The sequence below is a fragment of the Pseudodesulfovibrio sp. JC047 genome (assembly GCF_010468615.1).
Classification (GTDB): domain Bacteria; phylum Desulfobacterota; class Desulfovibrionia; order Desulfovibrionales; family Desulfovibrionaceae; genus Pseudodesulfovibrio.
Map to the genome: position 1 here is coordinate 12834 of NZ_WUEH01000004.1, position 23739 is coordinate 36572.

The window sequence follows — 23739 nt, forward strand, 5'->3', positions numbered from 1 at the left end:
ACCACGCTTTCCCGCACCCCACGACGCGTCAAAAAATTCTTTGACGCGTTTTCTTTTATCCCGCCACAATCGCTCGATCGATATTATATATCAAATCATTTCAAGAAATTACTACAGACCTCGCGACAGACATCAGACACAGAACACCAATCTGGACCAACCAGTTTGATGCAAAATTCCGTGAATTTGCTTGCACCAACCATTTCAGCTTCATAAAACCGCAATTAGAAAAAGAAAAAACGCTATAAACCTCAAACTGGTTGGACCAAAATGGCTTCTGCACAACGTCCCATACTCTGCCAAAAGGTCACAGCGATGCTTCAGGGCGGCGCGTTCTCCATTGGAGACAGACTGCCCGGCGAACGCCGACTCGCTGAAATGTTCCAAACGAGCCGAAACACCATCCGCGAGGTGCTGTGTAATCTCGAAACCATGGGCTACCTGGAAATCCGGGAAAAAAGCGGCTGTTATCTCAAGAGCAAGGAAGGCCGCATTTCCTGGGAGATGCTCCGCAAGCGCAAGAGTCAGGTCGCCAACCATCAGTTGATCGAGACGCTCATGTTCATCGCGCCAAAATTGGCCAAGGCCGAGGCGTTGCGTCTGTCGCCGACCGACATTGCCACGCTGGAAAAAGCCACGGCCCGGCTCGGTGAAGCCATCGTCAATTTCGATCTCCCCATGGTCAGCCGCCAGTACATCGCCTTTTTTCTGGCCTTGGCCGAAGCGTCCAACAACGACTACATCATCCTGCTCATGAAAGAGCTGTCCGTTGCCTCGCAAAATCTTGAACACGGGGGAACAGGCCTTTCCGAAGTCCAGATAGACTCACTTTTCGCCTATCATGTGGAGCTGTTCAACGCGCTCAAGAACGGCCATCCCGAACAGGCCGAGAAATTGGCCGAGCAGTGTATGCGCACTTTTCACCAACTCGTCCTTCCTGAAAATTGAAACACGACTGTCCGACACACGGAAAACCACGATGAAACGCAGAGCATTTTTTAGCCAGTTCATTCCGAAGAAACGGCACACCGAGGAGGTGGAGAACTCCGCTTCCCAGTCACCACAGCCATCACAGGCCCCATTGACTGAGAACGAATGTTTCCTCCGCGCCATGGAACTCGGAATCGATCCGGCTACTGTCACGCCCGGGCAACTGCAACAACTGGTTTCCACATCGGAATCATCAACAAGACCGTAGAAGAGCAGCGTTGGACAACGAGGTTTGATCTCCCTCCCCGGCAAGCTCGCTCAAGGAGTGTAACATGGACAACAACACTGTCAGCTATCTGGAAAGTCGAAAGCTGGTCAAACGGTGGAACGGGCCGATCCCGGCATTGGTAAATACGCTTGTCATTTTTGCCTTTTTTTACGCAACCTGGTGGATTTTTCAGGACCCACGCGGCATTATGCGCATGTACACCCCGTATGTGGGATACATGGTCTGCCGCTGGCTGCTGATCCTCTTCATCTGGGTCGCCTACATCTTTGATTACTGGCCCTTCAAACGATCATGGCTGGAAAAAACGCACCCGCTCATCAAGGGAACTGCATTGACGCTACTCAGCGTGGCGGCAATGATCCTGCTCATCAAGGGCTTCTTCATTGAAATTCTCGGCAACTTCGGTATCGCCTATTTTGACCCGGCGCGGCTGGAGGCCATGGGTATCACCGATTTCTATTCCATTGAATACGCGGCCGAAGCCATCATGATGTTCGCGGCCATCGCATCCTGGCTCTCCCCGAGTTGGGCCGTGGCCTGCGAAAACGCACCGTGGCAGGACCTCAAACAACCGGCGCGCGGCATTACCATCGCGATCGTCACGTTCTTCCTCAGCATGATCGTGTACTTCCTGACCATGCACTCGCACATGGCCATCCTGTTCTATCCATGGCAAAAATTCACGGCCATCTGCCCGCCGTACTGGGAAGACTTCGCCAACACCGTTTCCGGCAACTTCCACATTGCCTGGATCATGTGTTGTACCGTGGTGGTCTGGCTGTATGAAACCATCTGGGAACGGTATCCCTTCAACCTGATCAAAAACGACACATTGCGCCGGACCTCATCCTTCTTCGGCATCATCGGTATCGCAGTGGCCCTGTGCTTCTTCCTGTTCTACGCTCAGGACATCGTCTGGGGCGAGACCATCCGTGGCACCCGTCGCCTCATGGCTCCCGACTGGCGGTGGCTCCATGTGGGTGAAATGGCCATCTTCTGGCTGGTTCCCACCCTGTATCTCAGTTTCTACTGCAACAACTGGCCGACCAAGTTCAGCCGCCCGGTCAACGTGTGCATCCGCACCCTGATAACCGCGCTCGGAGCCGTATTCGTCTACGTGGTCTACTACAAGACATCCCATCTGTTCCTCGGCACCCAGAAAGGTTTCTCCCACCCGCAACAGTTCCCCATGATTCCTATGATCTGGTTGATCAACATCTTCCTCATCAATGTCTGGTTCATGGACGGCTGGCCGGGCTGGAAAGCCGTTCCCAAGACCGCCGAAGAGCTGGAAGAAGGCAAGGAAGAAGTCGTGGCACACGATGTCAAATGGACATCCGGGCTTGCCAAGGGATTGGCTGTCGGACTGGGTGGAGGCGCGATTCTCTATTTCGCCATCATCAAGATGCTGCCGTGGATCAGCGCCAACTTTACCATCATCAAGTAAGCGCAGAGAACAAGGAGTACCACTATGAGTCATGAAAAAAAGAACATAAGTAGACGGAACTTTGTCAAGGGAGCCGCCACGGGTCTGGTCGCCGGAGCGTTCGCTGGCATGGGGTTGTATTCGTACAGTCCATGGGCCTATGACGCATTGCCACAGGTCAACCGACAGCAACACGACTTTGGCGCGTGCCGCAGTGTCCGCATTACCAACATCTCTGAAACCAGTTGGTTCAACAACGCGCACCTCATCGGCGACATCCATGAAGCCGGAGGACTGCTCGTCAACCAATACACCCTGAACTGGGCACCGTTTGCCAATGGCAAGGGATCGGCCCAAGGGTCCTACGATGAAGGCATCAGCTCCATCAAGGACCTGTTGCCCAACGACCTGAAAAAGGCGTGGGACATCCAGAAAAAACTGGCCCTGCACCCGGATAATCCCGGCGGTTATTCCTGCCTTATCGAGGTGGAGGCACTGGACGGCACCCTGCACAAGTACCTGCTGGACACCGGCTGGTCCTATGAATGGATGGAAAGCAGCTTCAAGCGTGAAGGTATCGACAAGATGCTTCAGGAGCAGGAAATCGAAGCCCTGTTCATTTCGCATGAGCACTGGGATCACTTCTGGGGACTGCCCGTCACCATGAAGTACGACAACCGTATCCCCTTGTATGTCCACGACGGATTTTACAAGGAAGGACTCCAGTATATCAAGGATTCCGGGTACAAGGGTGATCCAGTCATCGTCAAGACACCCGTGACCAACATCATCCCGGGCATGGCACTGCTCAAATTCGACGTACCGATCATCAACCGGGTGTTTGGCGAAACCTCGCTGGCCTTCAACATCAAGGATCGCGGGCTATTGCTCATTTCCGGCTGCTGCCATCAGGGCATCCTGAAATTCGCCGACTTCGCCTACTCGAATCTGAAATACGACAATGACAAGTTCTACGGCATCTATGGAGGGCTGCACATCTCGCCCTTCGAGGATTGGGACCCAAAATATGACGACCTCGTGATCTCTCTTGGTCAATGGGGTTTCGAACGCATCGGCTGCAACCACTGCACCGGGCACCTCACCGCCAAGAAATTCATTGAGGCCGGGTATCCGGTCGTGCGTGGCACCGCCCGATTCCGGTCCGCGTCCAAGGATTATCTCGGCAACGGCGACAAGATCAGTTTCGGCTGTTAGACCCCACCACTCCAACCGTCCGGCCCGCTCGACGAGTGGGCCGGACCATCACAGCGAGAGACGTATGAACCTTTCCGCCATTCTTCCACCACAGCGTCCCCGGGACCACCGGATCAACATGCCGCAAATGATCGCCAACTGTCTGCTGGCAGCCTGTCAACACGAGGCATTCAAACGGCTGGTCGGCTGGAAGGGCATGGCGGTCTGCCCCCGTGGCAAGCAGGCGTGGACCATGCGAATCAGGACCCGCCCCGGCGTGTTCGGCGTATGCATGGACACCCAGGAATCCACCCCTCTCGGACCCCATGTCCGCCTCGGTCTCTATTATTTCCCTACAGAAAAAGAGCCGCTGCTCGACACCATGTCCCTTGCCGCGAACATGGCGATCGTCCAACCGGACTACACGGACGCGCTCCGACAATTTTCCTCCAATGAGAAATGGGCAAAACCATTTCGCATAGGCACCCTCTCCGCCGCCCTCAACGCCAACGAAGACACCATGGTCATCCGCCTTGAGGCGGTTAATCGAAAAATCACCATTTCCCGGGACGGCGTAGCCACACCGGATGGAGAATGGGTCATCCAACCCGGTGAGGCCGAGGAAGACATTCCTGCCCACGCCATTGGCATGGACCTGTTTCTGGTCCTTGGCGCGGCCATGTCCAACAGTCTCGAAGAACCGCCGTGCCAATTCGGCAGAAGCACTTCCCCGGCGCACGCCATCGAATACGACACCCACGGGAGCTGCTTCCCGATCGATCACGACACCACCACTGTCACTGATGTCCTGATATGGGGGGACCTCGACACCGCACAATCCCTGATAACACCGTCCATACGCCATTGGACCTTCCAAGGTGGAGCGGCAGACCGGGAACAGGCCCCCGCCCCCATTGACACGGCCCTCTTCTGGGAGACGCACACCCTCTCCGCCCTGGCTGAAAAAGAAACCCACGACTATGCCTTTGACAGCCGCCCTAGCCTGATTGTTCTCAGCGGATTCCTCGGCGCGGGCAAGACCACCTTTCTCAATCAATTGCTGGAATACCATGCCGCACGCGACGAACTGGTCGCCATCATCCAAAACGAAGTCGGACAGACCGGGGTGGATGGAAAACTTCTGGAAGGCGACGATTCCGTCATCGAACTGGACGAGGGCTGTGTCTGCTGCACCCTTGCGGGCAATCTATCCAAGGGCATCGAACAGCTCACGAACCAATTCAATCCCAAGGTCATTGTCCTTGAGACCACCGGGCTGGCGAATCCCTTCAATATCCTGCACGAAATCGATACATTGCGACCGCTGGTCCGCCTCGACTCCGTCACCACGCTGGTGGATGCACGCACGGCCCCGACTCTATTGGATGAAAGTGATATTTCCCGCGACCAGATCAAGGCCGCCGACACCCTGATTCTCAACAAGTGCGACCTTGTCACCACACCGGACAAAACCACATTGACCGCAACACTCCGAGACCTGAACCCACGTGCCCTGTTGGTCGAGACCGAATACGGGGCCATCAATCCGGGCATGATCTATGATTGCGATCCCTTGACGCACAACACTGAAGGACTCCTTCCCGGTCCCATCTCCTCCCCACACCATACCCATGCCATGGAAGGATTTGAGTCCAGACGTTTTGCGTTCCACGATTCCCTGAGTCGGGAAACGCTTCTTGGCACATTGAACACCCTCCCCAAGGAGATTTTCCGACTCAAGGGAATCGTGCACATTGCGGAAAGCATGGAACATGAAGTAGTACAATATGTCTCGGGGCGATATGAACTCTCCCGCCTCGACAATAATTTCGACGGCGACGGATTCCTCGTGGCCATCGGCAAGAATATGGATCTTTCCATGCTCGAACAGCTTGAACGGAGGTATGCATGAACCTTCTGCATCAGGGCGGCTTCATGATGTGGCCGCTGCTCGTCCTGTCCATTGCGTCGCTGGCCATCACGGCCGAACGCTTCACGGCCTTCACCACCCGTCGATTCCCCACGCCGACCGCCCTTGCGCCGATCCTTGAAACCGTCCGAACCTCGGGATGGGATGCGGCCTTGGAGGAACTGGAATCACTGGCCCCCACCTATCTTCCGTTTTTCTCCGCCCTGTTCAGCGACCTGCCCATACAGACCAAGGAGCAACAAATCCAACAGGTAGGCGACGACATCCTGTTCTCGTTTCGTCGGCGACTGGATTTTCTGGCCACGGTCGCCACCACCGCTCCGCTTATCGGCCTCCTCGGAACCGTGCTCGGCATGATCGACGCCTTTTCCCGACTCTCTGCATCGGGCAACGTGGACATCACCATGCTGGCCGGAGGCATTTGGCAGGCCCTACTCACCACGGCCGCGGGATTGAGTGTGGCCATTCCCGCCTTGTTGGCCCACCGTTGGTTCTGCCGACAGCATGAAAAAGTCGCGTTTGCCATGCAGCACACGACCAACGCCTTTCTCCACCAACCACGATAGAACGGCATGATTTCATTTCAACGGCATACACCGCGCCCGGCCTCGCCGGACATCACCCCGCTTCTGGATGTGGTTTTCATTCTGTTGATATTTTTTGTTGTCTCGTCCGTCTTCACGGCAAAGGGCATGGATATGGAACTGCCCACCGCCGAATCCTCCACTCCGGTTTCCGGCAAATCCATGGAAATCGAACTCCGCGCCAACGGAGACATCCTCTGTGATACCCATCCGGTCACCCTTGACGCCCTGTCCGTTCAATTGCAATCCATGGCGATTCGACCACTGGCCCAACAACCCGTCCATATTCTCCTAAAATCAGCTCCCCAGGCCACCGTGGAACATTTCGTTCGCATTGTGGACATGGTCCGATCCAACGGATTCAGCAATCTCGTCATTGCCACCAGCACGAAACCGGACCCCACCCCATCGACCGAGGGCCGACAATGACCAGCCGTCAGGTCCTGGGCCTGTGCATCGCTTTTTCACTCATGGTCCATTTCCTCTTTTTGCAACAGGACTGGACCAGAGAGCCGGTCGTCGGTGGGGATGATATCATCACCCCACTGGATTTCGACGTCTCGGTCCGCTCGACCGGCAATCCCATGGCCCTTGAACAGGGCAGCGTGGAAGAAAGAGGGGAAGAACAGTGTGAAGACGCGGGCAAACGACTGCGCCGACTCGCAACCAAGCACTATCTCGCCTCGGTCCACGAAACTATTGAACGGCACAAATTTCTCCCGGACAACGGAGACCTGTCTGCACTCATCGGCAATGCCCTGTTCACCTTCCGCATCCTGCCAAACGACACCTTCACAGACATCCATCTGGTCCGTTCATCCGGTGATCCCCGATTGGATCAGGCCGCCCAACAGGCCATCACGACCGCAAGCGGACGGACCAAGCGTCCGAAAATCCTCCGGGGCCGAACTTTCAGAATCACCACCGCCGTCAAATACCAATATAATATGTAATGGCCCATCCTCCCCGGTGGACAACACAGTGCTCCATTACGTCACACTTTTATTAATATTGACTTTCATTATCTACACAAGTATACCGTGCAGGACACTTTGAAGCCGCAGGAGCCATAGCGTGAAATCATCTGCACACACGACAGCACATTCAGCAGCCGACACCGCGTTGCACATTTCCCTTGAAGGATACACCGCTCTTCCTCACGGCATCAAATCCCGGACCATCCGGCCCGGATTGGCCCTGTCCATCGCACACCCTGAAGCAGGAATGCCACTCAAGACCTCATTTGAAATCGATGACGCCCCGATCCAGTTCGGTTTCACGTATTCCGGCAAAAATCGCTGTGTCTACTCGGGCGGTTCCTTGCGCAACACCACCCATGAAATGCACTCTGGCTCAAACGGTATTTTCTCCCTGCCAAAGACGCGGGGGGTGTTGGAAAAACCGGATGAAGACCCGGCCTGTGTCATCGGTATTCTCGCAACGCCCGAATTTCTTCGAACCTATTTCTCCGACACCATGGATCAGCTCCCTCGCGAGTTGCGGACCAGAATCGATGAAACCAGCATGGACCCCATGGCCTGGTTCGGCAGCTCCAGTCCCACCAAACATCACCTGCTCGGACAAATCCTGAATTGCCCGTATACCGGCGGTATTCGACGATTGTTTCTGGAAAGCCGGGTCATGGAACTGCTGGCCCTCCAATTGGCCGATTACGTGGCTTCACAGCACCAACAATCACCTGCACCTGCGCTGTGCCCTGAAGATATGCAACGGATTCACCACGCCTCACACTATCTTGTTCAGGATCTGGAAAACCCGCCGAGTCTGGTCCAGCTTGCAACCTTTGCCGGACTCAATGAGAAAAAGCTCAAACTCGGCTTCCGGCAAATATTCGGAACTTCAGTTTTTGGTTTTTTCCGCGAACATCGACTCCAAAAAGCCCACACAATTCTCCGGGAAGGCAATCGAAATGTCACGGAAACCGCCTACGCTGTCGGATTCCAGAGTCTCAGCCACTTCAGCCGAGCCTTCAAAAAACGATTCGGCATTCTGCCCAAGCACTTCCTGTCCAATCAACGGAGATTAACCATACCATGACCAGAAAGTCCGGGAACCGATAACTTTCGCCCTGTTAGGATTAGTCCGTCTCTCCACATCCATGTATTGAGTTTGATTATCAAGTTCACAAAACACATACTTTTCAGGTGGGAGAATCATGTATCGACGCACAATGACAGGTCTTATCTTCACATTCCTCTTTCTCGTCTCGTGCCCTGCCCTGGCACAAGACGCACCCCCGGAAGCCAAAGAACAGGCTCCGGTCACCATGGACGCGGTCACGGTCACCGCCACAAAACGGGAAGGAACAGTCAAGGACTTCCCCGGCAACATTTCCGTCATGGATGACGTGTTCATCGAAACCCATGGCACGGATGAACTCGCCGACCTGACCCGTTTCGCCCCCAATGTCTATATCAAGCACACCAGTTCCGGCGGGTCCATCGTCTGCCGGGGCATTTCCACCATCGACACCTCACTGTTCAGTCCCATGGGGTTGTATATGAACGATGTGGCTCTGCCCATCGGGTACATGGTCAATCAGGATCTGTTCGACATCGAACGGGTGGAAATTCTACGAGGACCACAGGCCACGCTCTACGGGCGCAACAGTGAATCCGGCGTCATCAACATCGTGCTCAAGGAGCCGGACAACACCCAACGGACCAGACTCATGACAGAACTGGGCAATTACAGCACGGTCAGGATGGGCGGAAGCACCAGCGGGCCTCTGGTCGAAGACAAGCTGTTCTATTCACTCTCCCTGCTGGGAAAAACCACCAACGGCTATGTTGAGAATACCTTTCGCGACGATGATGACGTTGCCGGGGAAGAATCCATCTTCGGTCGAGGCACCCTGCGGTGGACCCCGTCCAAGGCGTGGGACATTGCAGTGGATCTTGACGGCAAAAATAACAATCACGGCATGAGCGTCCTTCGATACGAAGACGGTCCCAATGCGACACCGCGCCATGAAGTCCGCGCCAACGAAGCTGACCGCGCGCACGAAAAGGCATTTGGACAGTCCGCACGCATCAAATACGCATGGCCGACCATGGAGCTGACCTCCATCACCAGTCATCGTTCCTTTGACAGAGACCACCTACACGATTTCGACAGGACCCCCATCCCGCTCGGCACGTCCGAAATGGACACGGAACTGGACAGTTGGGGACAAGAATTCCGTCTCGCATCCACGGACACAACCGCATTATCCTGGCTGGTCGGTCTCTATGGCCGTCACGAAACCGTTGATGCGGGCATTGACTTCAACCACATCAATCCGCTCATGGCGTCCAAACGAAAAGGAGACAGCACGGACAACGGATACGCAGGGTTCGGCCAGGCAACTTATGAGATGATTGAAGGACTGCGCCTCACTGGCGGATTGCGTCTCGATGTTTCACGCAACAGCGGCAAGCATACGTACACCCCCAACTCGGGACCGGTTTCCTACGAAAAGGATATCGACAATACCGAATGGCTGCCCATGGCGTCACTGGCCTATGACTTCACCCCGAACGTCACGGCATACACCACGGTTTCACGCGGTTTTCTGGCTGGCGGATTCAACTTCTTCTCCGCGACCAGTGCCGATACCTTTGCCTACGACCCGGAACATTCCATGAACTATGAAGCGGGTATCAAGACCACATGGCTTGACAACACCCTCACATTCAACACGACCATCTTCTACACAGAACTCTCTGACAAACAGGTCCGCGAAGAAGTCCCCGGTGCGGGCATGGGTGTCTGGAAATTCACCAATGCGGCGGACGCACACACGCAGGGAATCGAAGTGGAAGCCGCGTACAATCCCATACCGGAACTTCAATTCAGAGCCGGATTTGGTTATGCTGACGCAGAAGTGGACAAGTGGGACACCACGGTCGGCGGAACCCCGGTTGATTACAGCGGCAACAAACTGCCGTGGGCACCGGAATACACCTACACCCTCAGTGCGGAATACAATCATCAAAGCGGTTTCTTCATCCTGGCTGATCTGTTGGGAACTGGCGAGCAGTATTTTGACGCGGCAAACACGATCAAGGATGACGGTTATCAGACCGTGAACCTGCGCGTGGGCTATCAGGTCAAGGACATTGAAATCGCCCTGTGGTGCGACAATCTGCTCGATGAAGAATATGCCAACAAGAAAGTCAAAAACGGTGCGGGCTTGACACTGGTTGAAGACGGCGCACCCAGAACCTTTGGCCTCACAGCCAATTGGAGATTCTAAGTATGGACCATCCACAGCAACTCTCACCCTGGTCGGTGTTCGAGCTGATGCTCGGACCGACCAGGCTGGCGGTCCTCGACGCGGCTCTGGACATGGGTATGGCTGATATCCTGACGGACACACACGACCTCTCGGATATCGCCACAGCCCTGAAAGTAAAAGCGGGCACCAGCAATCTGATCGCCTTTCTGGATGCCATGACCGCACTGGGACTCGCGACCAAAAAAAACGGCAGGTACCGCAACACGGAATTTGCCGAAAGATACATGCGTACAACCAGTCCCACCGAACTCGTGGGACTGGTCAAGAACCTCTCCCGGATGCAGTCTCGCAATCTGGACAGAATCCCGGAGCTGGTTCGACAGGGACCACCTGCGGTACAACAACAGGACCGTCTTGAAAAAGAGGCCCTATGGAAAAAATCCGTTCATCATCTGGCCAGCTTTCACAAGGCGGGAATGGCTGAACAGGTGGCGGACACCGTGTCCTCACTCCCGGAGTTCCCGTCCATGCGCCGCATGTTGGACATAGGCTGCGGGCCGGGCATCATGTGCATGGCCATCCTCAAACGGCACCCCTCGCTCACCGGGGTGTTGTGTGATCTGCCTGCCGTCATCGAGGTCGCCAAAACCGAAATCGCCGCAACCGATCTCGCCTCCCGCATCACCACGATCGAGGGGGATTACAATGAAGTGGACTTCGGTTCGGGCTATGATCTGATCTGGGCCAGCCAGACCCTGTATTATGCCCGAGACCTCACGGCCCTGCTCGCTCGCGCCCATGACGCGCTCCGGCCCGGTGGCCTGTTCATCAGCGTCCACGAAGGACTGACTCATGAACGGACCCAACCGGCAGGCATCATCCTGTCTCGCCTCTCTCTGGCCCTTGAAGGACAGGATGTCTCCTTTGAACAAGGTGAAATCAATGCCAAGCTGCTGGAAGTGGGATTCGCCTCGACCGAAACCCGCGCCCACGCCATGCCTATGGCTCCCATCGACTGCATCATTGCCCGAAAACGGAAATAACCCATGCGTACACTCCTTGCTCTCTTGTTCATACTGGCTTTGACCTGCACAGCAACCGCAAGTTCAAAGCCAGTCCTCCGTCTCTCTGGACCACCGATCATGGAAAGTGTGCCCTTGTTGGCCCTGTCACAGGATGACCAGCCATGGGCGCAAGGCTTTGACGGCCAGTTCATACCCTGGCACTCGCCGGACATGCTCCGGGCCATGGTTGCCGGGGGACAGGTGGATGCCGCCATCGTCACCACTGCAGTGGCGGCAATGTTACGGAGCAAGGGCGTCAAATGCAGGGTAGCCCTGTTGCACGAGGCCCCTGTCTGGATCATTTCGACCAGGCAGGGACCAGCCTCGCTGGACTCGCTCAAGGGCACCCTGCTCTTTCCCTTTGGTCCGGGTGAAATGCCGGAACTCTTCTTCAAGGCAACCATGGCTGATTCGTCAGGAACAGTGATGACCAGGCACACCGGTGGTGCCCTGGAAGCGGTCAACCTGCTGCTGGCGGGTCAGGGCGATCACGCCATGCTCAGCGACCCGACCGCCTCCATCGCCATTCAACGATCACGGTCCATGCAGGACAAGGGGGTTCCCCAGTTGGTCAAACGGGTGGATATGCGCACGGCATGGCAAGAGGCCTTTCCCGGGCACCATCTGGCCGCGAGCTGTGTGGCCTTTTTTGGCGAAATGTCCGAAGACTCCCGATTGATACAGGCCTTCAATATGGCCCATGAACACGCCTGTGACTGGGTACAGCACCACCCGAAAGCGACGCAGAAACTCCTCCATCAAAAATTCCCGGCTCTGGCCGCACAAGTACAACACGGAGCCATACAGGATCTCGCCATTCGAACTCAGAATGGCCCGGAAGCGGTCACCGACGCGCTTTTCTATCTGTCGAAAATATATGCCTTGTCTCCGGCTGCCGTGGGCGGATCCATGCCGGACAAAACGCTTTTCGAGACAGGACAATGATCCCAAAAACACCATCAAAACTGCCACCGCTGTTTTTCAACATCGGGGGGCTGCTGCTTCTCATTCTTGGCTGGGAAGGACTGGCGCATGTCCAGTCCGGATTGGTCGTGGCCGGTCCGGCCGATACCTTGGCCGCCCTGTTCAGGCTGTTCACCGATCAGGCCTTTCTGACCCGCCATCTCTACCCGACATTGAAACGCATCGCCATGGCCCTGGGCTTTGGCGTATGCAGCGGGTTGATACTGGGTATCCTGGCCGGTCTGGTGGAACCGATCAGGCAGATGTTGGCCCCGGTCCGCTGGATTCTGACAAGCATTCCCGGCGTGATTATCGTCGTGGTATTCATGCTCTGGTTCGGCATGGGCACAACCATGGTGGTCTGCATCACGGCGACCATGGTGGCCCCCATTGTCTATGTGAACACCGCCGACGGCATGGCGCAGGTTGACCGCGCCCTATTGGAAATGGCCACGGTCTATCACCTGCCCCTGCGCGTCCGGCTGGCGCGCATCTATGCTGTCACTCTGGCCGGTCCATTGCTTTCAAGCGTGGTCATCGCCACGGGCAACGGTATCCGTATCGTGGTGCTGGCGGAAATGCTCGGTGCCAATCAGGGACTAGGCCACGCCCTGGCCATTGCCCGGGCCAACCTGCAAACCGATGAACTCTATGCCTTGACCCTGCTGGCCATGCTGGTCATCGGCGGTGTCGAGGTGGTGCTGCTCCGCCCGGCCCGCAAAGCCGTTCAAAGGAGACAGGCATGACCCCGATCATTACCTTGCAAGACGTCCACAAACACTTTGGGGCACAGCCGGTTGTCAACGGCTTTTCCCTCACGGTCCAGCCAGGGGAAATTCTGGGGATGCTCGGTCCGAGCGGCATTGGCAAATCCACCATTCTCCGACTCATTGCAGGGCTTGAAACACCGGATTCAGGGGATATTCAGGTCAACTCCCCCCACATCGGCTATGTCTTTCAAGAGGCCCGCCTATTGCCGTGGGACACCGCGCTGAACAACGTGATTCTGCCCTTGCGCGCACAGGGCATGGACGCGCAGACAGCCACGCAACGCGCCCGGCATTTCCTGCACCGCATGAAACTGTTCGCGGCGGAAAACGCCTATCCGCATCAACTCTCTGGAGGAATGCGCCAACGAGTCGCATTGGCCCGGGCCTTTGCCATCAGCCCGGATATCCTCTTGCTGGACGAACCCTTTACCGGCTTGGATATCGACCTCAAAAAGATCATGCGGCAGCTCCTGGAATCCACACTCAAGACCTGCAACGCCGCCGTGATTCACGTCACCCACGACGCCTCGGAACTGCTGGCCGGGACCAATCGGATCATCCGACTCGGACCAGACATCCCGGAACAAAACCCAGAGTCACTCTCCATGGCCATCACCGCATAAAAAGATATCGTATCCCGTTCTCTTTCCTTGAAGAACAATGCTGATCGCCACATAAGGGCATTCGATAAACACTTGAGAGATTCGTCAAACCACGCTACTTCTGTCTCCGAATTCAAGGAGTCAGTATGGGAAATATAGAACTGGTCACCATTGCCATTGCCCTTGCGATGGACGCCTTTGCCGTTGCCATTGCCACAGGCGTATCGCTCAAATGCGTCAGCCCCCGGCAATCCTTTCGGCTGGCGTGGCATTTCGGCCTGTTCCAGGGACTCATGCCCATACTCGGCTGGTTTCTCGGACGCACGGTCAGCGGGTATATCGAAGCCTATGACCACTGGATCGCCTTCGGATTACTGAGCTACATCGGATATAAAATGATCCGTGAAGCCTTCGAGGATGAAACGGAATCCCGAAACGACCCCACCAAGGGATGGTCGCTGGTCGTCCTGTCCATTGCCACGAGCATCGACGCCCTCGCCGTTGGACTGAGCCTGTCCATGCTGGGCATCTCGGTCTGGTGGCCGTCACTCATCATCGGCATCGTGGCCCTGCTCTTCACCCTGATGGGCCTGCAATTGGGCAAGACCGCAGCCAAGGCTCGGTGTATCGGCAAATATGCCGAACTGGTCGGTGGCACGGTCCTGATCGGCATCGGTCTCAAGATTCTCTGGGAACACGGCGCGTTCGGACTATAAAAAACGGGTCCACTCACAAAATCCACCGCGCCACCTTGACACGCGGATTATCGATAATATATTCTCTACCAAACATGAAGGGAATCATGAAAAAAACATTGATCAAAAAGGAATCCCTCAAGGATCAGGTCAGAACCATCCTGCTCGGGAAAATCATATCAGGCGAATTGCCGCCCGGAAAGCGTCTCAAGATCGTTCCCATTTCAAAGGCTCTTGATGTCAGTCAGGCACCTGTTCGCGAGGCCATTCAGTGCCTTTTTACCAGCGGATATCTGGAACATATCCCCAATGTGGGATTCCGCGTGCGAGAATTTTCGGATCAGGAAGTACGGGAAACCTATCAGGTCCGACATGCCCTTGAAGTAGCGTCCCTCCAATCACTGACAGAAGATCCAAAGGCGTTGGCCGCTGAGCTGGACACCCACTTCACGCACATGGAACAGGCCGTTCGCGAAGAAAATCACGCGGCATACATCCACCACAACAACCTGTTTCACCGAAGCATGATCGCCGCGTCTGGCAACGGGAAAATGCTCGAAGTCTGGGAAGCACTCCAGCTCCCGCACTACATGCGGCACACGTTGAGCACACTGGGCCTCACGTTGAAAACAGCCCTTCCATTGCACCCGCCCATCATTCAGGCACTCAAGGAAGGATTGATCGGACAGGCCGTAAAAGCCTTAAAACACCACGACGATTCCATGCAATAACCATCGCATGGAACAAGGGTTCGTGTTTCCCGACAATTAATTATCGATAATATACAATTTTCAAAAGGAGTTACTGAAATGGAAATACGCATCATCGCACTCATTGAAGCCAAACCGGGGCATAGCATCCCGCTTCAGGAAAAACTCGAAGCTCTTGTTGCGGCAAGCCGAAGTGAGCCGGGGTGTCTGACCTATCAACTGCATCGCGACACGAAAAATCACGACAAATTTTTCATATATGAGATATGGGAAAATCAGACAGTTTTGGACACCCACAACAATGCGCCCCATTTCACGCATTTTGTCGAATCAACCACGGATATGGTCCAGACGCTTCAAGTCAATTTCCTCGAAGCAATCCATCAACCCTAAATGATCCGGAGATACCATCATGAACAAACAAGAAATACTGAACGCATACAATTTTCGCCACGCCTGCAAGGAATTCGACAGCACCAGGAAAATTCCGAATGAGGATTTCGAATTCATTCTCGAAACAGCTCGCCTGTCACCCAGCTCATTCGGTTTCGAACCGTGGCACTTCCTCATCGTCCAGGATCCCGCTGTTCGCGAAAAATTCCTGCCCATGACCTGGGGTGCCCAACGCCAGTTCCCCACGGCAAGCCACGTCATTTTCACGCTGGTCAAAAAACCATTCTTCATGCGATATGACAGTGAGTACATCCAGACGTTCATGCGGAATATTCAAGAACTGCCGGAGGATATCGTCGAACTGAAGGGAGGCTTCTTCAAAACCTTTCAGGAATCCGATTTCAACCTGCTCGAATCTGACCGTGCCCTGACGGATTGGGCCGCGCACCAGACATACATCCCGCTGGCGAACATGATGACGGCAGCCGCCATGATCGGCATTGACAGTTGTCCCATCGAAGGATTGCACCGAGCACAATTCGACGCCATGCTCGCTTCGGAACTCGACATCGACACCGACAAGTACACCATCGGGTACGCGGTCACCTTCGGCTATCGCAAGGAAGATCCCCGATCCAAGACCAGACAGGACATCTCAAAGGTCACCACCTGGATAGGAAAGGAATAACACGATGCCATACACACACCTTTTCGAAAAAACGACATTAGGTCCCATTGAACTCGACAATCGAATCGTCATGGCACCCATGACCCGGTCCCGCAGTTCGCAACCCGGCGATGTGCCCAACGCGCTCATGGCCACATACTATGCGCAACGGGCCTCGGCAGGACTCATCATCACCGAGGCCACTCAGGTTTCCTTACAAGGAAAAGGCTATGCGAAAACTCCGGGCATCTTCTCCGGTGCCCAGATCGACGGGTGGACACTGACCACCGACGCGATCCACGCACAGGGAAGTTCAGCCTTTCTTCAACTCTGGCACGTGGGCCGGATCAGTGCTTCGGCCATCAACGGCTACCAACCGCTTGGTCCCAGTGCCTGTATCGCCAAAGACACCACGGTCTATACCTTTGACGGCTCGACCAATGGAGACGCGGTCTTCATTCCCGTTGAGGAACCCCGAGAAATGACACAGGACGATATCGACCAGGTCGTTCAGGAATTCGCTCTTGGTGCGGAAAACGCCATACAGGCCGGATTCGACGGCGTGGAAATCCACGGTGCAAACGGATATCTCATCGACCAATTTCTGCGGAGCAATGCCAATAAGCGGACCGATGCCTACGGTGGTTCCAAAGAAAATCGCATCCGACTGTTACGCGAGATAACCGAGGCGGTCATCGAAAAGGTCGGTCGGGACAAAGTCGGTGTCCGGCTCTCCCCATTCATCAAGTTCAAAGACATGGATGACCCGGAAATTCTCGACACCATCATGGCCGCTGCCGCAATGCTCGACGAGCTGGGTGTGGTCTATCTCCACTTGTGTGAAGCGGATTGGGACGACGCTCCAAAAATCCCGGATGAGTTCCGCACACAATTGCGCGCCGTCTATTCGGGGCATATCATCGCCACAGGCAACAAAACTCCCGACGAAGGAGAATCGCTTCTCGAAAAGGGACTGGTGGACATGATCGGATTTGGCCGAAAAATCCTGGCCAACCCGGACTACCCCGAACGCATCAAACAGAACGCACCGCTCAATGAGATTGTCGATACCCACACGCTTTTCGGAGGCGGCGACGCCTATGGGTATACGGATTATCCGTTCTGGAAACCCTGATATTCAACACGATCACATTCACCCACGCCATATTCAATAAGGGGACCGCATTTCGCGGTCCCCTTTTCAACGGAGATCATCCCCATGTGGACACACAGCCAGCCACCATTCTCGCCGATATTCCCTCTTTCTCAACCCCATTTTCCCCACTTTGAAACGCCGTTCGCACACGCCCATGCGGTATTTCCCATTGCCACATCCGGCGGAATCTTGTTATCTCCACATGTCTTGAGGTATTCCGTTTATGAACTAACATGAGGATTCAAGGATGAAACGTGTACTCACAATTCTGATGGTTATGGCTCTGAGTCTCTGCGCCGCCTCCGCCTTTGCGGCTGACGACTCCTGGGAACGTGTCAAGAACGCCGGACAGTTGGCTGTCGGTCTGGACGATGCCTTCCCTCCCATGGGTTTCCGCGATGACAACGGCACACTCGTCGGTTTTGATATCGAAACCGCCGAAGAAGTCGGCAAACGCCTCGGTGTCAAGATCGCATGGCATCCCACCGAATGGAAAGGTGTCATCAACTCGCTGTACGCCAAAAAATATGACTGTATCTGGAACGGCATGACCATCACTGCCGAACGTCAGAAAAAAGTCGCCTTTTCCAAGCCGTATCTGATCGACGGTCAGATCGCCACCGTGCGCATGGACGAAAAGGCCATCAAGACATTTGAAGCTCTTGAGGGCAAGAAAATCGGCGTTCAGGCTGGTTCCCCGGCCCTCGAAGCCGCCAAGAAGCTGCCCAAACCCGCTGCTGAAATTCGTGAATACGATACCAATCCCAAGGCATTTCTCGATCTCGAAGCCGATCGTCTGGACTCGGTTGTCGTTGACAACGTGACTGGCCGTTTCTACATGGCTTCCCGTCCCGGTGAATTCCGCGCCCTGCCTGGTTACATCACCAAAGAAGCCTTTGGCGTTGCCTTCCGCATGGAAGACGCGGCACTGCGCGGCATGGTCCAGAAGGCCATTGATGAAATGGTTGCCGACGGCACTCTGGGCAAGATCTCCCGCAAATGGTTTGGTGAAGATGTCACCAATCCCGCCAAGTGGTAGTCTAAAGCCGTGATAACAAAGCTTGACTCAATATTGAGGAGCGTCGTTCTTGCGACGCTCCTCGTTCTTTCCCTGTTCGCGCTTGGCGCGCAGGCCGCCCAGACCGCGACCGAAAACGCCGACGCACTCATGCGCAAGGCCAACAACGTCATGGTCACCGGCGACCTTGAAGCCGCCATCGATCTCTATCTCCAGATTCCGGCACCCGGACCAAATGGTGATGAAGGACAATTCGCGTCCAGCCGAATGCAGGCAGCACGACTCAAATTCGCGGTCAAGGACTTTCCTGCCGCCATCACCATTATCGAAGAACTTCTTGCTGTGTACCCGGACAACATAGAAGCCCTTCAGTTCAGAGATTCCGTTGAAGAAGCCATGCTCCCCCAGTGGAAACGGCTGCTGAACGACACGATCAAATTCGTTCCGCACCTTTTGAAGGGCAGCCTCATGACCCTGCTGCTGGTGGTCTTCACCATGGTGATTTCCCCGGTTGGCGGTCTGCTCATCGCCTTGGGACGCATTGGCAACATCAGGGCCATCAACCGCCTGTGCTGGTTCATCATCTGGCTCTTTCGCGGCACGCCGCTCCTGCTTCAGCTCTTCTTCATCTACTACGGCCTGCCCGCCCTCGGTATCACGCTGAAGCCCATTCCGGCAGCCCTCATCGGATTGGGACTGAACTACTCCGCCTATCTCGCAGAGATCATCCGAAGCGGTATCCAGTCCATTGACCAGGGACAGATGGAAGCGGCCGAAGCCATGGGCATGTCCAACTGGCAGGCCATGCGCCGGATCATCATCCCGCAGACCTACCGCGTCATTCTCCCGCCCGTTGGCAACGAATTCATCGCACTCATCAAGGACACCGCGCTGGTCTCCACCATCGCCATGGTCGAACTGATGCGCACGGCAGACCAGCTGTTCAACGCCTCATTCAACATCACGGTGCTCGGTCTGGCCGCTGTTATCTACCTTATTTTCACCACCGTCTTCACCTTTGCCTTTGAACGGCTTGAAGATCGCGTGGGAGCATACGAGAAACGCTGATGCAACCGCTTCTGGAACTCAAAAACATCGTCAAGACATTCGGCTCTCACCGGGCCGTTGACTCGGTCAATCTGTCCATGCAGGCCGGAGAAAAAACCGTTATCATCGGTCCGTCCGGCTCGGGGAAATCCACCCTGCTGCGGGCCATCAACATTCTGGAAACCATTGATTCCGGAACCATTCTCTTTGAAGGCCACCCCGTTGGGTATCGCCAACTCAAAGGCAAGCAGGTCCTGGACAAGCCTAAGAATATCTGTCAGCTCCGCACGCAAATCGGCATGGTTTTCCAACACTTCAACCTGTTTCCACACATGACCGTGGTCCAAAATGCCATGGAAGGTCAGGTGACAGTGCTGGGCACACCCAAGGCGGAAGCCCGGGCCGTTGCCATGAACATGTTGGAAAAAGTCGGCATGAGTGAATTCGCGGACCGTTTTCCGGCCTCGCTGTCTGGTGGACAAAAACAACGCGCCGCCATTGCCCGAGCCCTGTCCATGAAACCGAAGCTGATGCTTTTTGACGAACCCACATCCGCGCTGGACCCGGAATTGGTCGGCGAAGTGTTTGGGGCCATCAAGCAACTGGCTGACGAAGGCATGACCATGATTATCGTCACCCACAACATGGGCTTTGCCCGTGAGATTGCGGACCACGTGGTCTTCATGGAAAACGGCTCGTTCCTGGCCAAGGGCGCGCCGGACGACTTCTTTGCCAAGCAGTGCAAAGACCCGCGAATTCAGAGTTTCATCGACCGCATTTTCTAAAAAAACGCCGTGCTTTTCACGACACATCACTGGCCCGGGAAGACATATTTCCGGGCCATTTTCATGTCAAATTTCCCAGTCCTTTGGACTCCGTATCCAGATTCCTATCGACTTCACATCACGTTGTACGGTATCATTTGACCATGCAGGCACACACTCTTTCCCTGTCTTTGACGACAACCACGCTCAATATCCAAAAGGTTCCCACGCAATGACCGACGCACTCCTGCACCGATATGACACTCTCATCCAGAAATTGACCGCCACCGGCGGCGCGCTTGTCGCTTTTTCCGGTGGCGTGGACAGCACCCTGCTCCTGTACGCGGCATACGCCGCACTCGGGGACAAGGCCGTGGCCGCGACCATCGTGACCCCATACATTCCCCGATGGGAAATCACGGAAGCCAAAGCATACGCGGACACCCTCGGCGTCACGCATGTCGAACTGGAACGGCCGTTCCCGGAAGCCCTGCGCATGAACCCACCGGACCACTGCTATACCTGCAAGAAATATCTGTTTTCGGAACTCGTTGAATGTGCGCGGAATCAGAAGATTCCGTGCGTGCTCGACGGCACCAACCTCGATGATCTGGATGATTACCGTCCCGGCCTGAAGGCCCTGCGAGAATTGAAAATCGGCAGCCCTCTGCTGGATGCCGGGCTGACAAAACAGGATATCCGAGACCTGTCACGCCACTTCGGTTTGCCCACTGGCGACAAACCATCCTTTGCCTGCCTGCTCTCGCGGATGCCGATTGGAAGCCGCGTCACCGAAACCGCCCTGCGACAGGTGGAAAACGCGGAACGCTCCCTCATGGACATGGGATTCCCCGCTGTCCGGGTCCGCCATCACGGCGATGTGGCCCGTATCGAAGTCCCGCAAGACGACATCGGCACCCTCGTCACGCACCATGGCCCCGCCATCAACGATGCCCTCAAGAAACTCGGATATCGACACGTCGCAGTAGACCTGGCCGGCTATTCCATGGGCAGTCTCAACCGCACAAACATCATCGACGACACAGAAAACGCTTCCTGAATGTATCTCAAAAAAACGTTTTCTCTCAAACAAAAACACTCTGTCCCCCCCCAAACCGAGCGAAGCGAGCACCAAAAAGTTTGGAGCGTCCAGAGAACCTTTTCAAAGGTTCTCTGGTCGTCGAAGACGCCACCCCGGCGAGGGGCCGCCGGAGGCAACGCCACCCCGGCGAGAGGCCGCCGGAGGCAATGGCAGCCCGGCAAGGGGCCGCCGGAGGCAAAACCTCCCACCTCCTCACCGCCTTCAACACTCAGCCAAGCTGGCAGACAGACTCTCTGTCCACCAACCTCGGCTCGATCTTGATGATTTTCCCTTTGGCGCGCTTGCTTCCCAAGCGATCGATAAGCGTATCAACGGCCATGGCCGCAAGCTGATTCTTGGGCTGATGAATGGTGGTCAGTGACGGGGTAGCGTGCCGGGCGATATAGATATCGTCATAGCCGACCAGTGAAATATCCAGAGGAACACGAATCCCCAATCGAAAGGCCTCACTCATCATGCCCAGTGCCATCATGTCGTTGCAGACAAACACAGCGCTAGGCCGGTCGTGCAGATCGGCAAGCTGTTGCATGGCTCGAACGCCGCCTTCGCATTCGTAATCGCCTTCGATGATCCATTCTTCGCGAATGGGCAGCCCGACCTCAGTCATAGTGGTCCGAAATCCGGCCAAACGCTCCTCGGCCGACCGCCTGCCAGCCGGACCTGTCACACAGCCGATAGCCCGATGCCCATGGGCAAGCAGATGCTCGGTGGCCAATTGCGCACCATAGGGAGAATTGTCATAAATACGATCCACAATGTCGGATTCCGGTCCCCAGTCGAAAATGACGATGGGCACACTCCGTTCAGCCTCCAGCAAGGTGATGACATCGTCGTTCACCTCGCTGCATAACAAGAGCAACCCGTCCACCCGCTTCTCTTCAAGGGCGTCCAGATTGGCCTCCATCCGGTGAATGTCCCCTTCGGTATTGCACAAAAACAGGGTGTAACCGCGTTCGTAACACCGCCGTTCAACCGCGTGAACCACCTCGGCAAAAAACGGATTCCGACTGGTTGTCACGAGCATCCCGAGGGTCCGCGTCTTCTGGCCCTTGAGACTCCGGGCAATGGAGGATGGCCGATAGTTCAGTGTTCGAACGGCTTCGCGCACCCGTTGACAGGTGGCGTCGCTGACGAATCGAGTCTTGTTCAGAACATGAGACACCGTGGAGGTCGAGACCTTGGCGAGCTTTGCGACGTCTTTGATTGTTGCCATATTTTTATGCGTGCTTGTTGATGAACGCGTGAACCTCTTCACGCGTCGGTATGGATGGTTGCGCACCCAATCGCGTCACAGATATCGCCGCTGCCGCGTGAGCAAATCGGATGGCCGATCGCACATCCAGCCCATCGTGCAATGCCGCCACGAGCGCACCATTGAAAGTATCCCCGGCAGCCGTGGTATCAACAGGGTCCACACGATACCCGGGCAGCAATTCCGACACCCCGGGCGCACTCAGGTACGCGCCGTTGCGACCCAGGGTTATTATGATATTTTCCACACCCTTGTCATGGAGAAATTCCGCAGCCTTGCGCGCATCGTCTTCGGTCTGAACCGATATCCCGGTCAGGGCCTCAGCCTCGGTCTCGTTGGGGGTGAGCATGAACAACTCCGCCAGCAGTGAATCGGGAAGCTCCCGCGCCGGGGCCGGATTCAAGATCACACGCCCACCAGCGGCACGGGCTGTTCGCGCGGCCAGCATCACGCTGTCGAGCGGACTTTCCAGCTGCATGAGCAAAATATCCGCAGACGCGATGGCCGACAGATGCGGCTGCAATCGCTCGGGTGTCAGGGCCGCATTGGCTTCCGGTGAAATGGAAATACTGTTCTCGCCAGAACCAGCAACCTGAATCAAGGCGATGCCCGTGGGCAGACCGTCCACCGTCATCACCCCGGAAATATCCATGCCGTCATCCTGAAAGCGTTGGATCATGTGCCGTCCGAAATCATCATCCCCCACGCAGGCGACAAAGCCGAGAGCCGCACCAAGTCGGGCCGCAGCCACGGCCTGATTGGCCCCCTTGCCACCGGGAAGGACCTGATATCCGTGGCCGGTCACGGTTTCGCCGGGCCGAGGAAAATCATCCACTTGCAGGACATGATCGGCATTGACACTGCCCAGAACAAGCACTTTTGGTGAAGACATGGTCTGCTCTCTTGTTGCAAAAAAAGGGAATGGCGCACCAGGACGACCCGG

Annotated in this window: 25 protein-coding genes; 23 read left to right on the forward strand and 2 right to left on the reverse strand. The window is 55.6% G+C overall.

Going from position 1 to position 23739, the window contains the following annotated elements:
- Positions 1-270: 270 nt before the first annotated feature.
- From GO013_RS03370 to larE, 23 genes are all read left to right on the forward strand, one after another.
- The gene (locus tag GO013_RS03370; RefSeq protein ID WP_163808645.1) at positions 271-948 is read left to right on the forward strand and encodes a GntR family transcriptional regulator; all 678 of its coding nucleotides are present in this window, start codon (positions 271-273) and stop codon (positions 946-948) included.
- 31 nt (positions 949-979) lie between these two features.
- Positions 980-1198 (forward strand): hypothetical protein, encoded by a 219-nt coding sequence (locus tag GO013_RS03375; RefSeq protein ID WP_163808646.1) that lies wholly within the window; start codon positions 980-982, stop codon positions 1196-1198.
- 64 nt (positions 1199-1262) lie between these two features.
- On the forward strand, positions 1263-2666 hold the full coding sequence (locus GO013_RS03380) for a hypothetical protein (RefSeq protein ID WP_163808647.1): 1404 nt from the start codon (positions 1263-1265) through the stop codon (positions 2664-2666).
- A 24-nt stretch (positions 2667-2690) separates the two neighbouring features.
- Positions 2691-3860, forward strand: a complete 1170-nt coding sequence (locus GO013_RS03385) for an MBL fold metallo-hydrolase (protein WP_163808648.1) — start codon at positions 2691-2693, stop codon at positions 3858-3860.
- 64 nt (positions 3861-3924) lie between these two features.
- Positions 3925-5751, forward strand: coding sequence for a GTP-binding protein (locus GO013_RS03390; protein ID WP_163808649.1), 1827 nt, complete (start codon positions 3925-3927; stop codon positions 5749-5751).
- On the forward strand, positions 5748-6335 hold the full coding sequence (locus tag GO013_RS03395; RefSeq protein ID WP_163808650.1) for a MotA/TolQ/ExbB proton channel family protein: 588 nt from the start codon (positions 5748-5750) through the stop codon (positions 6333-6335). Before GO013_RS03390 ends, GO013_RS03395 begins: the two co-directional genes overlap by 4 nt.
- Before the next feature lie 6 nt (positions 6336-6341).
- Positions 6342-6782 carry a biopolymer transporter ExbD gene (locus GO013_RS03400; protein WP_163808651.1) on the forward strand — a complete coding sequence of 147 codons (441 nt, stop codon included), beginning with the start codon at positions 6342-6344 and terminating at the stop codon, positions 6780-6782.
- Positions 6779-7306 (forward strand): TonB family protein, encoded by a 528-nt coding sequence (locus GO013_RS03405; protein WP_163808652.1) that lies wholly within the window; start codon positions 6779-6781, stop codon positions 7304-7306. Before GO013_RS03400 ends, GO013_RS03405 begins: the two co-directional genes overlap by 4 nt.
- Before the next feature lie 121 nt (positions 7307-7427).
- The gene (locus GO013_RS17500) at positions 7428-8411 is read left to right on the forward strand and encodes an AraC family transcriptional regulator (RefSeq protein WP_163808653.1); all 984 of its coding nucleotides are present in this window, start codon (positions 7428-7430) and stop codon (positions 8409-8411) included.
- Positions 8412-8529: 118 nt separating this feature from the next.
- The gene (locus GO013_RS03415) at positions 8530-10611 is read left to right on the forward strand and encodes a TonB-dependent receptor (RefSeq protein ID WP_163808654.1); all 2082 of its coding nucleotides are present in this window, start codon (positions 8530-8532) and stop codon (positions 10609-10611) included.
- A 2-nt stretch (positions 10612-10613) separates the two neighbouring features.
- Positions 10614-11636: a class I SAM-dependent methyltransferase gene (locus GO013_RS03420; protein ID WP_163808655.1), complete on the forward strand. Its 1023-nt coding sequence runs from the start codon at positions 10614-10616 to the stop codon at positions 11634-11636.
- Positions 11637-11639: 3 nt separating this feature from the next.
- On the forward strand, positions 11640-12602 hold the full coding sequence (locus GO013_RS03425) for a hypothetical protein (protein ID WP_163808656.1): 963 nt from the start codon (positions 11640-11642) through the stop codon (positions 12600-12602).
- Positions 12599-13366: an ABC transporter permease subunit gene (locus GO013_RS03430; RefSeq protein ID WP_163808657.1), complete on the forward strand. Its 768-nt coding sequence runs from the start codon at positions 12599-12601 to the stop codon at positions 13364-13366. The genes GO013_RS03425 and GO013_RS03430 overlap by 4 nt, the downstream gene beginning before the upstream one ends.
- Complete coding sequence (locus GO013_RS03435) at positions 13363-14013, forward strand: ATP-binding cassette domain-containing protein (protein ID WP_163808658.1); 651 nt, start codon at positions 13363-13365, stop codon at positions 14011-14013. Before GO013_RS03430 ends, GO013_RS03435 begins: the two co-directional genes overlap by 4 nt.
- A 125-nt stretch (positions 14014-14138) precedes the next feature.
- The gene (locus tag GO013_RS03440; protein WP_163808659.1) at positions 14139-14708 is read left to right on the forward strand and encodes a manganese efflux pump MntP family protein; all 570 of its coding nucleotides are present in this window, start codon (positions 14139-14141) and stop codon (positions 14706-14708) included.
- A gap of 86 nt (positions 14709-14794) precedes the next feature.
- Positions 14795-15418, forward strand: a complete 624-nt coding sequence (locus GO013_RS03445; RefSeq protein ID WP_163808660.1) for a GntR family transcriptional regulator — start codon at positions 14795-14797, stop codon at positions 15416-15418.
- A 78-nt stretch (positions 15419-15496) separates the two neighbouring features.
- On the forward strand, positions 15497-15790 hold the full coding sequence (locus GO013_RS03450; RefSeq protein ID WP_163808661.1) for a putative quinol monooxygenase: 294 nt from the start codon (positions 15497-15499) through the stop codon (positions 15788-15790).
- A gap of 19 nt (positions 15791-15809) precedes the next feature.
- A complete protein-coding gene (locus GO013_RS03455; protein WP_163808662.1) occupies positions 15810-16478 on the forward strand; it encodes an NAD(P)H-dependent oxidoreductase in 669 nt (222 codons plus the stop codon).
- A gap of 4 nt (positions 16479-16482) precedes the next feature.
- On the forward strand, positions 16483-17592 hold the full coding sequence (locus GO013_RS03460; protein WP_163808663.1) for an alkene reductase: 1110 nt from the start codon (positions 16483-16485) through the stop codon (positions 17590-17592).
- A gap of 268 nt (positions 17593-17860) precedes the next feature.
- Positions 17861-18652 (forward strand): amino acid ABC transporter substrate-binding protein, encoded by a 792-nt coding sequence (locus GO013_RS03465; RefSeq protein WP_163808664.1) that lies wholly within the window; start codon positions 17861-17863, stop codon positions 18650-18652.
- Between the two features lie 33 nt (positions 18653-18685).
- Complete coding sequence (locus tag GO013_RS03470) at positions 18686-19699, forward strand: amino acid ABC transporter permease (RefSeq protein WP_203529372.1); 1014 nt, start codon at positions 18686-18688, stop codon at positions 19697-19699.
- Positions 19699-20463, forward strand: a complete 765-nt coding sequence (locus GO013_RS03475) for an amino acid ABC transporter ATP-binding protein (protein WP_163808665.1) — start codon at positions 19699-19701, stop codon at positions 20461-20463. The genes GO013_RS03470 and GO013_RS03475 overlap by 1 nt, the downstream gene beginning before the upstream one ends.
- Positions 20464-20674: 211 nt before the next feature.
- Positions 20675-21502 carry an ATP-dependent sacrificial sulfur transferase LarE gene (gene larE, locus GO013_RS03480; RefSeq protein WP_163808666.1) on the forward strand — a complete coding sequence of 276 codons (828 nt, stop codon included), beginning with the start codon at positions 20675-20677 and terminating at the stop codon, positions 21500-21502.
- A gap of 250 nt (positions 21503-21752) precedes the next feature.
- Here the strand turns inward: larE and GO013_RS03485 are convergent, their stop codons facing one another.
- Both GO013_RS03485 and rbsK read right to left on the reverse strand, forming a co-directional pair.
- The gene (locus tag GO013_RS03485; RefSeq protein ID WP_163808667.1) at positions 21753-22757 is read right to left on the reverse strand and encodes a substrate-binding domain-containing protein; all 1005 of its coding nucleotides are present in this window, start codon (positions 22755-22757) and stop codon (positions 21753-21755) included.
- Between the two features lie 4 nt (positions 22758-22761).
- Positions 22762-23688, reverse strand: a complete 927-nt coding sequence (gene rbsK / locus GO013_RS03490) for a ribokinase (protein ID WP_163808668.1) — start codon at positions 23686-23688, stop codon at positions 22762-22764.
- Positions 23689-23739: the final 51 nt, after the last annotated feature.

What these genes read in the sequence shown, in the direction of transcription:
- GO013_RS03370 (WP_163808645.1), top strand. Translation starts at nt 271, where the DNA reads ATGGCTTCTGCACAACGTCCCATACTCTGCCAAAAGGTCACAGCGATG.
- GO013_RS03375 (WP_163808646.1), top strand. Translation starts at nt 980, where the DNA reads ATGAAACGCAGAGCATTTTTTAGCCAGTTCATTCCGAAGAAACGGCAC.
- GO013_RS03380 (WP_163808647.1), top strand. Translation starts at nt 1,263, where the DNA reads ATGGACAACAACACTGTCAGCTATCTGGAAAGTCGAAAGCTGGTCAAA.
- GO013_RS03385 (WP_163808648.1), top strand. Translation starts at nt 2,691, where the DNA reads ATGAGTCATGAAAAAAAGAACATAAGTAGACGGAACTTTGTCAAGGGA.
- GO013_RS03390 (WP_163808649.1), top strand. Translation starts at nt 3,925, where the DNA reads ATGAACCTTTCCGCCATTCTTCCACCACAGCGTCCCCGGGACCACCGG.
- GO013_RS03395 (WP_163808650.1), top strand. Translation starts at nt 5,748, where the DNA reads ATGAACCTTCTGCATCAGGGCGGCTTCATGATGTGGCCGCTGCTCGTC.
- GO013_RS03400 (WP_163808651.1), top strand. Translation starts at nt 6,342, where the DNA reads ATGATTTCATTTCAACGGCATACACCGCGCCCGGCCTCGCCGGACATC.
- GO013_RS03405 (WP_163808652.1), top strand. Translation starts at nt 6,779, where the DNA reads ATGACCAGCCGTCAGGTCCTGGGCCTGTGCATCGCTTTTTCACTCATG.
- GO013_RS03415 (WP_163808654.1), top strand. Translation starts at nt 8,530, where the DNA reads ATGTATCGACGCACAATGACAGGTCTTATCTTCACATTCCTCTTTCTC.
- GO013_RS03420 (WP_163808655.1), top strand. Translation starts at nt 10,614, where the DNA reads ATGGACCATCCACAGCAACTCTCACCCTGGTCGGTGTTCGAGCTGATG.
- GO013_RS03425 (WP_163808656.1), top strand. Translation starts at nt 11,640, where the DNA reads ATGCGTACACTCCTTGCTCTCTTGTTCATACTGGCTTTGACCTGCACA.
- GO013_RS03430 (WP_163808657.1), top strand. Translation starts at nt 12,599, where the DNA reads ATGATCCCAAAAACACCATCAAAACTGCCACCGCTGTTTTTCAACATC.
- GO013_RS03435 (WP_163808658.1), top strand. Translation starts at nt 13,363, where the DNA reads ATGACCCCGATCATTACCTTGCAAGACGTCCACAAACACTTTGGGGCA.
- GO013_RS03440 (WP_163808659.1), top strand. Translation starts at nt 14,139, where the DNA reads ATGGGAAATATAGAACTGGTCACCATTGCCATTGCCCTTGCGATGGAC.
- GO013_RS03445 (WP_163808660.1), top strand. Translation starts at nt 14,795, where the DNA reads ATGAAAAAAACATTGATCAAAAAGGAATCCCTCAAGGATCAGGTCAGA.
- GO013_RS03450 (WP_163808661.1), top strand. Translation starts at nt 15,497, where the DNA reads ATGGAAATACGCATCATCGCACTCATTGAAGCCAAACCGGGGCATAGC.
- GO013_RS03455 (WP_163808662.1), top strand. Translation starts at nt 15,810, where the DNA reads ATGAACAAACAAGAAATACTGAACGCATACAATTTTCGCCACGCCTGC.
- GO013_RS03460 (WP_163808663.1), top strand. Translation starts at nt 16,483, where the DNA reads ATGCCATACACACACCTTTTCGAAAAAACGACATTAGGTCCCATTGAA.
- GO013_RS03465 (WP_163808664.1), top strand. Translation starts at nt 17,861, where the DNA reads ATGAAACGTGTACTCACAATTCTGATGGTTATGGCTCTGAGTCTCTGC.
- GO013_RS03475 (WP_163808665.1), top strand. Translation starts at nt 19,699, where the DNA reads ATGCAACCGCTTCTGGAACTCAAAAACATCGTCAAGACATTCGGCTCT.
- larE (WP_163808666.1), top strand. Translation starts at nt 20,675, where the DNA reads ATGACCGACGCACTCCTGCACCGATATGACACTCTCATCCAGAAATTG.
- GO013_RS03485 (WP_163808667.1), bottom strand. Translation starts at nt 22,757, where the DNA reads ATGGCAACAATCAAAGACGTCGCAAAGCTCGCCAAGGTCTCGACCTCC.
- rbsK (WP_163808668.1), bottom strand. Translation starts at nt 23,688, where the DNA reads ATGTCTTCACCAAAAGTGCTTGTTCTGGGCAGTGTCAATGCCGATCAT.